The sequence below is a fragment of the Acetobacterium sp. K1/6 genome (genome assembly GCF_034438075.1).
Classification (GTDB): domain Bacteria; phylum Bacillota; class Clostridia; order Eubacteriales; family Eubacteriaceae; genus Acetobacterium; species Acetobacterium carbinolicum.
On sequence record NZ_JAXQGA010000012.1, the window covers coordinates 1 to 14,035 of the forward strand.

The 14,035-nt window shown below is 43.6% G+C and carries 13 protein-coding genes; 10 read left to right on the top strand and 3 right to left on the bottom strand.

Annotated features, from left to right (window positions below):
• Together U2P91_RS11470 and U2P91_RS11475 are read left to right on the top strand one after the other, a co-directional pair.
• A partial coding sequence (locus U2P91_RS11470) for a hypothetical protein (RefSeq protein WP_322519655.1) occupies nucleotides 1-203 on the top strand: 203 nt, incomplete at its 5' end.
• The gene (locus tag U2P91_RS11475; protein ID WP_322519656.1) at nucleotides 160-1,410 is read left to right on the top strand and encodes a diguanylate cyclase; all 1,251 of its coding nucleotides are present in this window, start codon (nucleotides 160-162) and stop codon (nucleotides 1,408-1,410) included. The genes U2P91_RS11470 and U2P91_RS11475, both read left to right, overlap by 44 nt.
• A gap of 194 nt (nucleotides 1,411-1,604) precedes the next feature.
• Here the strand turns inward: U2P91_RS11475 and U2P91_RS11480 are convergent, their stop codons facing one another.
• Together U2P91_RS11480 and U2P91_RS11485 are read right to left on the bottom strand one after the other, a co-directional pair.
• Nucleotides 1,605-3,278 carry a M56 family metallopeptidase gene (locus U2P91_RS11480; protein ID WP_111886421.1) on the bottom strand — a complete coding sequence of 558 codons (1,674 nt, stop codon included), beginning with the start codon at nucleotides 3,276-3,278 and terminating at the stop codon, nucleotides 1,605-1,607.
• Nucleotides 3,279-3,280: 2 nt separating this feature from the next.
• Nucleotides 3,281-3,643, bottom strand: coding sequence for a BlaI/MecI/CopY family transcriptional regulator (locus U2P91_RS11485; RefSeq protein ID WP_111886422.1), 363 nt, complete (start codon nucleotides 3,641-3,643; stop codon nucleotides 3,281-3,283).
• 244 nt (nucleotides 3,644-3,887) lie between these two features.
• Here U2P91_RS11485 and U2P91_RS11490 point away from each other — a divergent pair, with 244 nt between their 5' ends.
• The 8 genes from U2P91_RS11490 to U2P91_RS11525 all read left to right on the top strand — a co-directional run bounded on the left by U2P91_RS11490 (nucleotide 3,888) and on the right by U2P91_RS11525 (nucleotide 11,616).
• Nucleotides 3,888-4,694 carry an MBL fold metallo-hydrolase gene (locus U2P91_RS11490; RefSeq protein WP_111886423.1) on the top strand — a complete coding sequence of 269 codons (807 nt, stop codon included), beginning with the start codon at nucleotides 3,888-3,890 and terminating at the stop codon, nucleotides 4,692-4,694.
• Between the two features lie 46 nt (nucleotides 4,695-4,740).
• Nucleotides 4,741-5,133: an MmcQ/YjbR family DNA-binding protein gene (locus tag U2P91_RS11495; protein WP_111886424.1), complete on the top strand. Its 393-nt coding sequence runs from the start codon at nucleotides 4,741-4,743 to the stop codon at nucleotides 5,131-5,133.
• Nucleotides 5,134-5,408: 275 nt separating this feature from the next.
• On the top strand, nucleotides 5,409-7,394 hold the full coding sequence (locus U2P91_RS11500; protein WP_322519657.1) for an HD domain-containing phosphohydrolase: 1,986 nt from the start codon (nucleotides 5,409-5,411) through the stop codon (nucleotides 7,392-7,394).
• A 300-nt stretch (nucleotides 7,395-7,694) separates the two neighbouring features.
• Nucleotides 7,695-8,702, top strand: a complete 1,008-nt coding sequence (locus U2P91_RS11505) for a uroporphyrinogen decarboxylase family protein (protein ID WP_111886426.1) — start codon at nucleotides 7,695-7,697, stop codon at nucleotides 8,700-8,702.
• 175 nt (nucleotides 8,703-8,877) lie between these two features.
• Nucleotides 8,878-9,492: a carboxymuconolactone decarboxylase family protein gene (locus U2P91_RS11510; RefSeq protein ID WP_322519658.1), complete on the top strand. Its 615-nt coding sequence runs from the start codon at nucleotides 8,878-8,880 to the stop codon at nucleotides 9,490-9,492.
• Nucleotides 9,493-9,797: 305 nt separating this feature from the next.
• Nucleotides 9,798-11,051, top strand: coding sequence for a DNA polymerase IV (gene dinB / locus U2P91_RS11515; protein WP_322519659.1), 1,254 nt, complete (start codon nucleotides 9,798-9,800; stop codon nucleotides 11,049-11,051).
• Between the two features lie 18 nt (nucleotides 11,052-11,069).
• The gene (locus U2P91_RS11520) at nucleotides 11,070-11,312 is read left to right on the top strand and encodes a hypothetical protein (RefSeq protein WP_204355440.1); all 243 of its coding nucleotides are present in this window, start codon (nucleotides 11,070-11,072) and stop codon (nucleotides 11,310-11,312) included.
• Between the two features lie 10 nt (nucleotides 11,313-11,322).
• Nucleotides 11,323-11,616: a nitrous oxide-stimulated promoter family protein gene (locus U2P91_RS11525; protein ID WP_322519660.1), complete on the top strand. Its 294-nt coding sequence runs from the start codon at nucleotides 11,323-11,325 to the stop codon at nucleotides 11,614-11,616.
• Nucleotides 11,617-11,639: 23 nt separating this feature from the next.
• Here U2P91_RS11525 and U2P91_RS11530 read toward each other — a convergent pair whose 3' ends face one another.
• Nucleotides 11,640-14,012, bottom strand: a complete 2,373-nt coding sequence (locus U2P91_RS11530) for an ATP-dependent DNA helicase (RefSeq protein WP_322519661.1) — start codon at nucleotides 14,010-14,012, stop codon at nucleotides 11,640-11,642.
• Between the last annotated feature and the right edge of the window lie 23 nt (nucleotides 14,013-14,035).

Here is a 14,035-nt window from a genome sequence, read left to right on the forward strand (position 1 = left end):
ATATTGGTTCTCCTTCATTTTATGGATTTAGTTTATATGACCTTAGTAAATCTGTCCAGTTAAGTATAGCCTATCCATGTTCTTATGGAAAAAGCACTAAATTATGGGAAAGAAAGAAATTATACAAAATATACATCAACCTTAAAAGAGGCTTGGCGGATGTCAATAGCAGGCCTTTCGAAGGCGTTAGTAAAAGTCATTGAAAAGAACGATGCTATCCCTGAAATGGGACCAGATGATGATTTCACTACAAGTGAAGTTGCTGAATTTGGGATAATTGAAGCCCAAAAACATCGCTCACGAGGTGTTACCCTAGGCATGTTTCTTAGTTTTATGAAATATTATCAACAAGCATATGAAGATCTCATTTATGAAAGTAACTTTTCAGTAGAAGAAAAAAGATATTGCTCATTATATATCAAACGGTATTTTGATCAACTTGAATTGGGTTTTGCGTTAGAGTGGTCGGGATTATCTGAAAAACAAAAGTTGGAGGAACTTCAGAAATCAAACAGAGTTATCACAAATGAAAAAAATAAATATCTCACAGTTTTCGAAAGTATTTATGATCCGATTATTCTCGTTGATAAAAATAACAATATTGAAAACATTAATTATAAAGCAGCTGAAGTTTTTTTTGACTTTGCTGTTTCCGGCATGAAATATTATGGAAATATTAATACGGAAAAGGAGTTCGACTGGTTAAATAGAGAACTTGATAAATTTATGGATTTAAATGAAAAAGAAGTTATAATCGAAAAAACAATGGAAACAAAAAAGGGTCAAAAAACATTTATGATAAAATTCAGAAAAATGTTGGATGTCAGTGAAAAATACAGAGGAACCGTTATTTTATTCAATGACATAACCGAAAGAAAAGAAATGGATCAAATATTAAAAAAACAACAGGAAAAGCTGGAATACTATGCATTTACTGATCCAATGACAGGTGTTTCAAATCGGAGAACCGGTCTTATGATTTTAGAACAGGAGCTGTTGTTTAAACATAGGATAGATGCACCTTTATCAATATGTTTTCTTGATATTGATGGTCTCAAGAAAATAAATGATACCTATGGACATGAAGAGGGGGATATTTTGATTAATCTTATTATTGAGAATTTAAAAGAATCAGTGCGTGAGATCGATACAATTAGCCGAATAGGTGGAGATGAATTTCTAATTATTTTTCCTGGTTGTTTTGAATCGGATGCTGAAAAAGTAATCCAGCGGATTAACTACAAATTAGAAGACTATGATAAGAAAAATGAAAAACCATACCAGCATGGGTTTAGCTACGGAATACTTGAATTATGTGTTGATAACAAATTAAGTATCAATGCGGTGATAAATGCGGCAGATAAAAAAATGTATCAAAATAAGATGCAAAAAATGATTAACCCAAAGTAGCAAAGGTGCTAACTGGAATTCTTTAGGGTATTACAACCGGGATTCCCCAAATAATGCCAATCAGATATGGTTTGAAAGAGCCGGATCTGATTGATCTTGCCGGGTATTTTAGAGTGAACCCATTGGCATCAGAGACGAGTGACACGAATTCTGATGCCATTCCAGACACTAAGAACTTAGTCGGTCAAATTTGTTCAAGGTTGCAAGACAAGACTTTCTTCCTGATCATTCCACATCACGGTGATGGTAACTTCCTGAGGAGGAGTTGACATCGGCCCATTACCGGAACCGCCCCCTAAATTAACAATTCCGTCGTCATACACCCGCAAGCCAGTTCCGCCACCGCCACCGCCAGTGCGATCATATTTATATGAGATACTTCCAACCCGCTCCGGATCATCACCACGATAAACTAACTGAGATGTCTCCCAACCATAGGCATCCATATGCAGTCGGCCATCCTCATCCTCAATCGGATTATTATAATATTTTGAGGTATAGGTACCACGCCAGTGTTGGCTTTCACCATGATAGACAACGGTTTTTCCGTCGTTTAAATATAGAAAAACGGTGTCGAAAATGATGGTTGCCAACTTGTGAAATTCGCTGGACTCATTGGCTTCCAGAAGATCGCCATTTCCAAACGGTGCCTCTAAAACAACGGAGGCATTTTTTGAATGATAGGCATTAACCGACCCATCGAAGACAATGTTATTATAGCCAAAGTCCCAACGAACAAAGTTATCATATCGTTTATCCATGTTATCAAAAATATAAATATAGATGGTGCCATCATATGCTTTCAACCGGAAAATTCCCGGTTCAATACCGCCAATGGCATAATCCGCAGGGTTTTTGTTGCGGTCTTTTTCCATTGCCAGATTATGGGCGTTAAAGGTATTGATAATCTCTTTTTCCGTTAACCAGGCACTCGTGTCGGAAGGATTCGTTATCAGTCCGATCATCGTGCCGACGAGAATAATCACCGCAGCGGCAACGACATAGAATTTTGGTTGCTTTAAAGTAAGGATGTTTCGGATTCTTCCTTTTATATCGCCTTCACCAAAAGCCAAGGGCGATAGTCGCGGGTTTCGTTTACCTGTTGCCAGATTTAATAAGGATTGGGAATAATCTTTTTTTATTTCATAACCCAACTGATTGATCACGGCTTCATCACAGGCCATTTCCATATCTTTGCCACTGACATAAAAAGCAACCCAAACCAGTGGATTAAACCAGTGGATAGATAAAATCAGATAGCTGACAAAGCGGATCACATGATCAAATCTTCGGATATGAGTTTGTTCATGCAAGAGGATATGTTTTTTCTCTATTTCATCCAGATTAACCGGTAAATAGATTTTAGGTTTGATAAACCCCAGCACAAAGGGCGTTAGGACTTTGTCGGAAATGAAGAGATTGTCTTTATCAATAGTTACTTTTTTCAAACGATGCTTTAGTTTGATATAAGAGATTACACCGTAAAGTAGAAGAGCTGACATACCAATGACCCAAATAACGGAAGCGATCATGAAAAAAATCTGCAACGGATTAACACTGGTGACGACTTCCGGTGTCGGCAGTGCGTTGTTGATGGGGACATCAACCGCAGCAATGCCAGTGATGATCTGTGGTGTTTCTGCCACTGAAAGGTCAGTAGGGATCGGCTTTGGATTAACCGGCAGGAGACTAAGTGCACTAGCAAAAGAAAAGGGAAGCAGCAGTCTTAGTAACACTACTGACCAGAGGATATAAGTGTAGCGCTTTGGTGCTTTTTTTAGTAGTAATCGGGCCATGAGAACAGCCAGAATTACAATGCTCCCGATATAACTCAGATTAAGAACTTCGATAAAAATCGCTTCAAACATGTTTATTCCTCCCGGTATTCGTCAATTAGCTGCTGCAGCTCGTGGACTTCTTGCTCATTTAATTTCCGGCGACGGGTAAATGCCGCGATAAATCGCGGTAGCGAGCCGTCAAAGGTTTCGGCGAGAAAGGCTTCGCCCTTCTTACTTAAAAAATCATCTTTTGATACAATAATCCTAACGATGCCGCTGTCATTGACAAACAGCTCCCGGTCACAGAGGCGTTTAAGCATGGTATAGGTCGTCGTTCGCTTCCAGTTAAAGGCTTCCGCGCACAGCGCTATTAAGTCCCGGGTGGAGACCGGTGCATTTTCCCAAATGAGTTCGGTTAATCGTTGCTCCATTTCCCCCAGTTTATATTTTTTCATCAAAGCCTCCTTGTCTAATAACACTAGACAAGTTTAGTCTAACATCATTAGACAGATAAGTCAAATTGTGTTTAAACGATTTGCTGTTAGTGAAAATTGCTGCAAATAGTTTTTAGAAATAGCAGAATCGTGAAAAGTTTAACGTTTGGCGCTGGGGTTGCGATAGGACCACTGGATAAATCCAGGATTTTCGAGTATAATCAATTAAAAAGCAGCAAATGATGCAATTAGTGGAGGAATAAGAGTGAAGGAACGTTTAATTATCCTGGGCACTGGCAATGCAGCTGTCACGCGGTGTTATAATACTTGTTTTGCAATACAAAAGGGAAACAATTATTTTCTGGTTGATGCCGGCGGGGGAAACGGAATACTGACCCAGTTGGAAAAGGCTGAAATTGGATTAGAACAGATTCATGATATTTTTATCAGCCATGAGCACACAGATCATTTGCTCGGACTAATCTGGTTGATCCGGATGATTGCTGCTAAAATCCGCAGCGGAAAATACGAAGGTAATTTAAATATCTATTGCCATCCGCAGTTAAATAAAACAGCCATGATAATAGTGAAACTAACACTTCCTGAAAAGTTTGTTAAACTTATTGGTGAACGGATTTTCTTTAGAATTGTGAAAGATGGGAAGGCCAAAAAAATTTTAGGTAATAAGGTAACTTTTTTTGATATTCAATCTCAAAAAGCCAAACAATTTGGCTTTACAATAAAGCTGGAGTCGGGAAGAAAATTAACTTTTCTAGGAGATGAACCCTATAAAGATCATGAATATCGGTATGCTTTCCAATCCGACTGGCTGTTGCATGAGGCCTTTTGCCTTTATGCTGAACGAGAGCGGTTTAAGCCTTATGAAAAGTTTCATACCACCGTTAAGGATGCCTGTGAAATCGGGGCCCGGCTGGAAGTGGTCAACTTGATACTCTATCATACCGAAGATCGCAATTTGGCCAACCGAAAGGCCCTGTACATTGCCGAAGGGCAACCATTTTTTGCGGGAAACCTGCTGGTGCCGGATGATCTGGAGGAATTTGAACTCTAAAATGCTAATGAATACGAAGACCCTGCGAATAGGAAAGGAGATTATGATGAAACCTTGTGAAAAATGGGATGAACTGATCGAAAATACAATAGAACCTTTACCGGGCACGTCCCGGGATTATCAACACGAATGGGATGCGGTTCGATATTTTGTCGGCGATGTGATGTTTGCCATGCGTGGAGAAAATAAGGTTGGCGATTCATTATTGACAGTCAAATTGCCACCCGGTGATGGAGAAATCCTCCGCTCCCGTTACCCCGATATTATTCCTGGGTATTATATGAACAAACAGCATTGGAATTCAATCATGCTTGATAAAAATGTGCCAGAGGCAGTTTTAGTTGATTGTATTCAATTGGCTTATCAGACGGTACTAAAGAAATTGACAAAAAAGAAACAGCGGGAGATTGAGGAAAGTACGAAAGTTTCCGAAGCATAAGTAAAACAGCTCAATCGGAAAAGAGGAGAAACCATGTCAGCCGAACTGATTAAGGATCTATTATTTAATACTGCCCTGCTGCTCTCCATCAGCATTGTTTACAATCTCTTTTTTATCCACTTTGACGAGCGTCGCAAAAAATAGGTAATTGCGAAACTAATTATAAAAACTGACGTAAATAAGCTATTCCAAACCAATTTTGGATAAATATAAGCTGATTTGGTGAGGAGCTGTATAAATATACTATACAAGAAATGACTTATCCAAGGGATTTATTGAGTTTTGCAAACACCTATCGCAAAAAATGGTTGGAGGTTGCTTTCGGTGTTTTTTTGGGTGGGGTGGGGATTCTGCTAATGATGAATACCGTTAGTTTTTCAAATGGGATCATCTTCGATACCCGATCGATTCTGATTAGTGTAACGGGACTATTTCTCGGTTACTTGCCCACCATCATGGCCACCCTGATAATCTCGCTTTATCGGATTTATTTAGGCGGTGGTGGGGCTCTCACCGGGGTGTTAGTGACAGTGACCTCCGCTCTAATTGGGCTGTGCTGGTATCGATATCGGTTGAAGAAAATACGCCAAAAGCCTAAAAAAGTCTGGCCGGAGCTGTACCTGTTTGGCGTGATTGTCCATCTCGCCATGTTGGCTTGTATGCTGACCTTGCCCAATCAACAAGGGTTTGATGTTCTGCAGGTCATTACTCTGCCAGTGCTGATTATCTATCCTCTGGGAACTTTACTGCTATGCCTGGTGATGCTTCAGGCATTCAAAAATCGGGAAGCAGAGAAAAATCTGCGGGAAAGCCGGGAAAGTTATAAACACCTCTATTATGAATACCAGAAAAAAGAATCGCTGCTGCGTTCACTACTGGATTCGCTGCCAGACCTGGTTTTTTATAAAGATAAGGCGGGTGTATATCTCGGTTGCAACAAAGCCTTCGAAGGTTTTGCCGGTAAACCCAAGGACGAATTGGTGGGGCTCACTGACTTTGATCTCTTTGACGAAAAAATGGCAACCTTATTTCGCGATATGGATCAACTGATGATGAAGGAAAAAAAATCCCGTCGGAATGAAGAATTCGTGACCTATCCGGATGGACAAGAAGTTATTTTGGAAACCCTGAAAACGCCCTACTATGATCACAATGCTCAGATTCTGGGATTAATCGGGGTCAGCCGGGATATCACCGAACGTAAGAAAACAGAAGCTGAGATGCTCTTTCTGAGCCAGCACGATGCCCTTACCGGCCTCCATAACCGGGGCTATTATGAAAAAGAACGGCAGCGGCTGGATCATCACGATTATTTACCGTTATCTCTAATCATTGGAGACATTAATGGACTCAAATTGATTAATGATGCCTTTGGCCATGGCGCAGGGGACAAACTGTTAATTAGCATCGCCAGGATTTTGGCTTCTTGCGCCAGAGAAAAAGATGTCTTGGTGAGAACCGGCGGGGATGAGTTTGTTATGTTGCTACCCCAGACTTCTTATCGGGAAACCGGAGCTCTGGTTGAAAAAATTAAAAAAGCCTGCAAAGCTGGATACGAGCTGGATAATGAACGGATTATTACAAGTATTTCGTTGGGATTTGCCACCAAAACCCGGGAGCAGGAACCTTTTGAAAAAGTATTCAGGTTAGCCGAGGAGTCGATGTACCGAAAAAAACTACTGGACTATAAAAGTTTTCATTCTACCGTCCTGAATTCCATTAAAACCACCCTCTTTGAAAAAAGTAACGAAACCGAAGAACACGCAGAGCGGATGGCCAGTATGGCTAAGCAATTGGGGCAGGTCTTGGGGCTGGATCAGGAGGAACTGGTAGCTTTGGAATTGGCGACAACCCTTCATGATATCGGAAAAATTAGCATCGACAGCAAGCTACTTCAAAAAAACGGTCAATTGACTGATGATGAGTGGCTGGAAGTCAGAAAGCATCCTGAGGTAGGCTATCGAATTGCTCAGACAGTGCCGGAATTGCGCAAGATCTCTGAATATATTCTTTGTCACCATGAGCGCTGGGATGGCGCCGGTTACCCCCAAGGTCTAAAAACCGATGAAATTCCCCTGTTGGCCCGGATTCTAGCTATTGTGGACGCCTATGATGCAATGACCCGGGACCGACCCTATCGCAAAGCAATGACAAAAAAGGACGCCATTGATGAGTTAAAGCGTAATGCCGGCACTCAGTTTGATCCGGTTCTGGTGGGGGTGTTCATTAAGGATGTAATCGAAGAAAATGTGATTGAATAGGAGCTCGATAAGGCAGATCCTGACCAAAGATTGAATGCACAATACAAGACGGTTTCAAATTCTTAATTATATTTAAAACAGTAGAAAGGCGGAATAAATCCCCTTTGGATCAGGAAACTCCCGAACTTGATGGGATTTTTAAAAAAGCTTATCAACAGGCCAATGATAACGTCATCAGAAATATAGATTTAACCGGTTAAGTAATGCTTGTAATTCTTTGAAACTAGTGATATAATTCATTTTACAAATATATACGCATTTAAATTGTGTAACGCTACTATTTTTAGGAGGAAATGATTTATGCTAACGAAACGACAGAACCTATTGGAAACGATTAAAGGTGGCAATCCGGACCGCTTTGTCAATCAGTATGAGGCCTTTGTGTGTACCGATGCCATTTACGGAATGATAATGGGTGATCCGATTACCGGACAAGGCGCTTTTCCCATGCCTGGTGGCGAACCGGCAAAGAATGCCTGGGGCATTACCTTTGCCTGGCCAGCGGGAACCCCCGGAGCATTTCCCTTACACGATAAGGAACACAAGGTGCTCCAGGATATTACAAAATGGCGGGACGTTGTTAAGGCCCCTAAAACAGATTTACCAGCCGAAGCCTGGGCCCCGTTTTTACCAGCCATTGAAGCAATTGACCGTAACGAGGTATTCGCCACCGTCTTTGTGGCTCCGGGAGTCTTTGAACAATGCCATCATTTAATGGGGATGGAAGATTGTCTGATGGGTTTTTATGAGGAACCGGAAGAAATGCATGCCTTAATTGATTACATTGTTGAATATGAACTTCGCTATGCCGCGGAATTGATCAAATATTACAAACCAGATTGTCTGTTCCATCATGACGATTGGGGCAGTTCTCTGAACTCGTTTATGGCACCGGAAATGTTTGCCGAGTTTATCGTACCGGCTTACAAAAAAATCTACGGCTTTTATAAGGCTAACGGTGTTGAGCTGGTGGTCCATCACAGCGATTCCTATGCCGCCAATCTGGTACCACTGATGATCGAAATGGGTATCGATATCTGGCAGGGCTGTATTTCTAATAATAATGTTCCCGACCTCATTAAAAAGTACGGCGGCCAGATCTCGTTCATGGGCGATATCGACAACTCCCTGATTGATGATGAAAACTGGACCCAGGAAAGTGTTGGCGCCGAAGTGCGCAAAGCCGTCGCCCGATGCGGTAAACACTATTACATCCCTTGTATTACCCAAGGTGGTCCCGGTAGTGTTTACCCCGGCGTTTATGAAGCGATTACTACGGAAATTGATCTGATCAATGCCGGAAAATAGTTAGTGCTGGAGAATAATTTACACCCTGATTAAACCAATCCATCATAAAATAAAACTTAGCTACAGCCGGAGACTTTTCTCCGGCTGTTGTCGTTTCTGGGAGTCGGATTATGATCGGTGTTTAATTGGTTATAATGATGGTATACAGTCGATATAAAGATAAACGGAGGGGAAAATGAAAAATACGGGTAAAAAAGAAAAAAATAGCAATAATGGAATACCAAAAGCATTTATAAAAGCACCGAAAAGAATACCGTTGTTACTTCGGATCGGATTGTACATCGCCAAAAAAGAAACCGGTAAAGACCTGATGCCGGCCCGGATGTTAACCTGGTATCCCAGAGCGGCCATTGGTTCCGGTGTTTTGGAGATGATGACTGCAAAAGGGAAGAATAATCAGGAGATGCGGCTACTCAATCTAGTTAGGCTCCAGGCCTCGTTAATCTGCTCCTGCTCATTTTGTATTGACATGAACGCCGTCGGGATCCTTAAAAATGGGATAACGGATGACGAGTTGGCAGTCTTACAGGGGCGTCGGAAGGTGCAGTCTGTTGATACATTTAGCCTGCGTGAGCTGCTGGCACTGGAGTACGCCATCAGTCTGTCACGTACCCCGCCCGATCTATCTGGTCAATTCATTAAAAATCTGACCTGTGAATTTACCGAAGCTGAAATCGTTATGTTGGCAAGTACCATTGCCAGTGTCAATTATTGGGCCAGACTGAATCAGGGGCTGGGAATACCGCCAGCAGGGTTTAGCGACCGCTGTTTACTCGATTACAAATGTTAGCTGGCAGTGGTGCTCCGATTGATTGAAAACTGCAAACGAGTAAGCGTACAAATTTCTTAAAACAGAGGATCATACCCTCTGTTTTTTCTTTTGTCCCGAAAACAGTAAGCCTTCACCTAATCTTCAGATAAGTTGAAAATGGTATACAAACAGCGATGTTACAATTTGGACATGAAATAAAAATGACGCTAAGAGGGATTTGGTGAGGTTAAGAATTTAGGCATTGACAAAGAGTGCCAGTGGGTATAGAATACCAATAGAACATATGTACTAATTTGAATGAGGTAGATTAAAAAAGGTGAGCCATGGAACGGATTATTTTACACTCGGATATAAACAGTTTTTATGCCAATGTGGAATGTTTATATCATCCCGAAATCAGAAATCTCCCGGTGGCGGTAGGGGGAAATCCGGAGAAGCGCCATGGGATTATTTTGGCCAAGAACCAGAAAGCCAAGGAAGCTGGCGTCAAAACCGGGGAAGTGCTATGGCAGGCCCGGGCAAAATGTCCCGAGTTGGTGGTCCGGGCCCCTAACTATGAATTGTATCTGCGCTTCTCTCGGCTGGCTCGCAAGATTTACAATCGCTATTCCGATCAGGTGGAGCCTTTCGGCCTGGATGAAGCCTGGCTGGATGTCACTAACAGTGCCCGGATTTACGGCAGCGGCCCAGTGATCGCCGAAAAAATCAACCGGGATATTCAGGAAGAGTTGGGAATCACGGTGTCCATTGGGGTTTCCTGGAATAAGATCTTTGCCAAGTTTGGTTCGGACTACCAGAAACCCAATGCCATCACCGTGATTACCCGGGATAATTATAAAAAAATTGTCTGGCAGCAGGAGGTCGGAGATCTCCTCTATGTGGGTCGCTCAACCAAGAAAAAATTGATGAAATATGGCATCTATACAATCGGACAATTGGCAAAAACGTCCCTGGATTTTCTGGTGCTTCAATTTGGCAAAATGGGTGCCGTGTTATGGCGGTTTGCCAATGGGTTGGACGATAGCCCGGTCAAATCCTTTGACGAGCATTATAACGGCAATGAACGGATCCTTAAAAGCATTGGCAATAGCATCACCACTCCCCGGGACTTAAAAGACCTGAAGGATGTGAAATTTATCATCTACATGCTTACCGAAAGTGTCGCCATGCGGTTACGGGAAACCGGCTGCTATTGCCTGACCGTGGCGATCCATGTAAGAAACAAAGAATTACACAGCTTCACCCGGCAGTTGAAACTGGTCAAGCCCTCGGATCTGACCCGGGAAATAGCGGAAGCGGCCATCGCACTGTTTGAAAACAATTATGATTTTAGCTCGGATATCCGCTCCATGGGGGTGCGGGTCACCGATCTGGTACCGGACTCAACCCCGATTCAGCTCGATCTGTTTGGCAATGAAGAACTCCGGGTGCGGCAGGCTCGGCTTGATGAGACCGTCGATGACTTGCGCAAGCGTTTTGGTAATCTGGCGGTGCGGCGGGCGGTCACCATCGGGGATCAGATGAGCTGCCTGGACCCCAAAAAAGACCACATTATCCATCCGATTGGTTACTTTTAAAGGAGGTGTTAGAGAAGAATGGCAATTAAAAAGTTTGTCCAGGTGATTGCAAAATTTGAAGAAGATGGAAAAATTATTCCTTTAAAGGTTTTATGGGAGGATGGTCGGGTTTTTATAATCGACCGGGTTTTGGATATGCGCCCGGGTGTTTCCCTGAAGGTCGGCGGACAGGGCATTCGCTATACCTGCCGGATTCAGAATAAAGAGGTCTGTCTCTATTATGAAGCACCCAAATGGTTTGTGGAGGGCAAGGAAAGATAGGGAATAAAGCATGATACGAAAAATAGACAAGGAAAGAAGAATCCTCACCTTGATGATAAGAATCTATTGCCGTAAAAAACATCGTTCGCAGCATCTGTGTGATGAGTGCCAGGCTCTGTTAAGCTATGCCTTGAACCGCCTGGATCATTGCCGCTATGGCGAAAACAAGGGTTTTTGCAGTCAGTGTCCAAGCCACTGCTATAATAAAGAGAATCAGGTGAAAATTCGAGAAGTGATGGGTTTTAGCGGACCGCGGATGATTTTTTATCATCCTGTCATGGTCATCAGACATCTGCTGTCGTAGTACGACAGCAGATGTTTTTTACGTCAAATTTGGGGTTCAGGCATGGCCCAGAAATCCTGCAAACCCTTTTTTAGCTCGGCCTCAGTCCGAATCCGGCGGTGGGGAAACCACTCACGGGGAAACAGTTGGCGATAGCTGAGGCTGCCAAACCGCTCATCGATGAGGACGATCACCCCCCGGTCAGTTTCGGTTCGGATCACCCGTCCAGCGGCCTGAAGCACTTTGTTCATCCCGGGGTAGAGGTAGGAATATTCATAGCCGGCGTTGTTCTTTTCATTAAAATAATCGCGGATGATATCGCGCTCAAAACAGATTTGAGGCAGACCCACACCTACAATAATGGCGCCGATGAGTCCCTCGTGCTTTAAATCCACCCCTTCGGAAAAGATCCCGCCCAGCACCCCGAAGCCCAGCATGCCGACCTGGGCAGTGCCGGGTTTCGGTCGGAACTGATTCAGGAATAGCTCGCGGTCGGCCTCGTTCATTTCAGGGGATTGCCGGATGGTGATGATCTCCGGGTAGGTTTCGGTAAAAATCTCAAATACCGCGTTCATATATTTATAGGAAGGAAAATAGGCCAGATAGTTGCCTGACTGCTGCTCCAGTACGGCTTTGATACACGTGGCAATGGTGGGATAGGTCTTTTCCCGGTTTCGAAAGGTGGTTGAGATGGTATCGGCAATCAGCAGTTCCCGGTTTTTGATATTGAAGGGAGAGGGCAGGCTGATTTTATAGCTGTCAGGATCGCCACCCAGAATTTCTGCAAAATAGTTAAGGGGAGACAGGGTGGCAGAAAAAAAGATCGCAGCCCGGCCGCGCTTAATGGCTTCGCCCAGCAGGTAGGAAGGGTCCAGACAAAAGAGCTTTATTTTGGTGTCACCATTGGCGTTTTCGACGTAGGTCAGATAGCGGTCATCGTAAAACTCGGCGGTGCGCATAAAGGTCAGGACGTTAAAATACAGTTCCAGCAGCTGTTTGTGGGATTCGTTGCCCTCATTTTTTACCAGCCACGCTTCGGCCAGATTAATAAACTTCAGCAGTAGCGGCAAGAAATCTTTGGGGGCCTCCGGCTGGCGATAATGCTGGCTGATCTCAGCCAGTTTCCGCAGCCCGATCATGTGGCTGTTGATTTTCCCCAGGGCTTTAGCGATACCGGGATCGGTATCCTTAAACAGGCGTTTCAGTTCCAGAAACGGTTTTTTATAAAGTTCGGCCGAAAACATCGACCGGGCCCGATCCACCAGATTGTGAGCCTCGTCAATCAGAAAGGTATAGTCGCCGCCATTATCGGTAAAAAAGCGTTTGAGATAAACCCGGGGATCAAAAACATAGTTGTAATCACAGATCACGCAATCACACCAGAGGGTTAAATCCAGGGAAAATTCAAAGGGGCAGACTTGATGCTTGTGAGCATAGTCTTCAATGATCGGCCGGGTCAAGCGGTTTTCCTGCTCCAGCAGGTCAAGAATAGCTGGATTAACCCGGTCGAAATGACCCCGGGCGTAGTCGCAGTGATCGGGATCACAGATGGTTTCTTCCTGAAAACAGATTTTATCCTTGGCGGTAAGGGTGACGCTTTTAAAAGCCAGCCCCTGGTCCGCCATTTTAGCAAAGGCTTCCTCGGCCACCTCCCGGACAATGGTTTTGGCGGTCAGATAAAAAATTTTAGCGGTATGCCCTTCAGCCATCGATTTGATCGCGGGAAACAGGGTGGACATGGTTTTTCCGATCCCGGTGGGAGCCTGAACAAACAGCTTTTTATGTTCGGTAATGGTTTTATAAACCGCCACCGCCAGCTCTCGTTGACCCCGGCGATAGCTCTCAAAGGGAAAATCCAGGGCCCTGATGGCGGCATTTCGTTTGGTTACCCAGTCGCTAGTCAGGCTGGCCCAGACCAGGTATTGATTAATCAGATCATAAAAGAAAGTGGTCAGTTCGGTTTGGGTAAAGACTTTTAGAAATTGCTTGATCTCATCACTCTCACGTTGAAAATAGGTCAGCTGGACGCCAATTTCTGGCAGCTCATTTTGGATAGTATAAATAAACGCATAGCATTTAGCCTGAGCCCAATGGGTTTGACTATAATCTTCGTCGATGTCCGAAAGGGACTGGCTGGTGGACTTGATCTCGTCCACGACAACCCCCGTGTCAGTGGTGATGATGCCGTCGGCACGGCCTTCGATAAGGAAGTAGAAGCCTTCATATGCGAGGTTGTATTTTAGTGATACCTCTGCGGTATAGCCCTTGTCCTGATTGTCTTTTTGTACCTTCTGGTGGGCTCGGGTTCCTTCCAGAGCACTGGCATTGCTGATAAATTTAGAATCAATATTTCCGGAACGGAGCATAAATTCCACCAGATTCCGGACGGATAGTTTTATTTCGGGTTGATTGGTCATCGTTTCACCTGTTGTTTTACTTG

What these genes read in the sequence shown, in the direction of transcription:
- U2P91_RS11475 (WP_322519656.1), top strand. Translation starts at nt 160, where the DNA reads ATGTCAATAGCAGGCCTTTCGAAGGCGTTAGTAAAAGTCATTGAAAAG.
- U2P91_RS11485 (WP_111886422.1), bottom strand. Translation starts at nt 3,643, where the DNA reads ATGAAAAAATATAAACTGGGGGAAATGGAGCAACGATTAACCGAACTC.
- U2P91_RS11495 (WP_111886424.1), top strand. Translation starts at nt 4,741, where the DNA reads ATGAAACCTTGTGAAAAATGGGATGAACTGATCGAAAATACAATAGAA.
- U2P91_RS11525 (WP_322519660.1), top strand. Translation starts at nt 11,323, where the DNA reads ATGATACGAAAAATAGACAAGGAAAGAAGAATCCTCACCTTGATGATA.
- U2P91_RS11520 (WP_204355440.1), top strand. Translation starts at nt 11,070, where the DNA reads ATGGCAATTAAAAAGTTTGTCCAGGTGATTGCAAAATTTGAAGAAGAT.
- U2P91_RS11480 (WP_111886421.1), bottom strand. Translation starts at nt 3,278, where the DNA reads ATGTTTGAAGCGATTTTTATCGAAGTTCTTAATCTGAGTTATATCGGG.
- U2P91_RS11510 (WP_322519658.1), top strand. Translation starts at nt 8,878, where the DNA reads ATGAAAAATACGGGTAAAAAAGAAAAAAATAGCAATAATGGAATACCA.
- U2P91_RS11505 (WP_111886426.1), top strand. Translation starts at nt 7,695, where the DNA reads ATGCTAACGAAACGACAGAACCTATTGGAAACGATTAAAGGTGGCAAT.
- dinB (WP_322519659.1), top strand. Translation starts at nt 9,798, where the DNA reads ATGGAACGGATTATTTTACACTCGGATATAAACAGTTTTTATGCCAAT.
- U2P91_RS11530 (WP_322519661.1), bottom strand. Translation starts at nt 14,012, where the DNA reads ATGACCAATCAACCCGAAATAAAACTATCCGTCCGGAATCTGGTGGAA.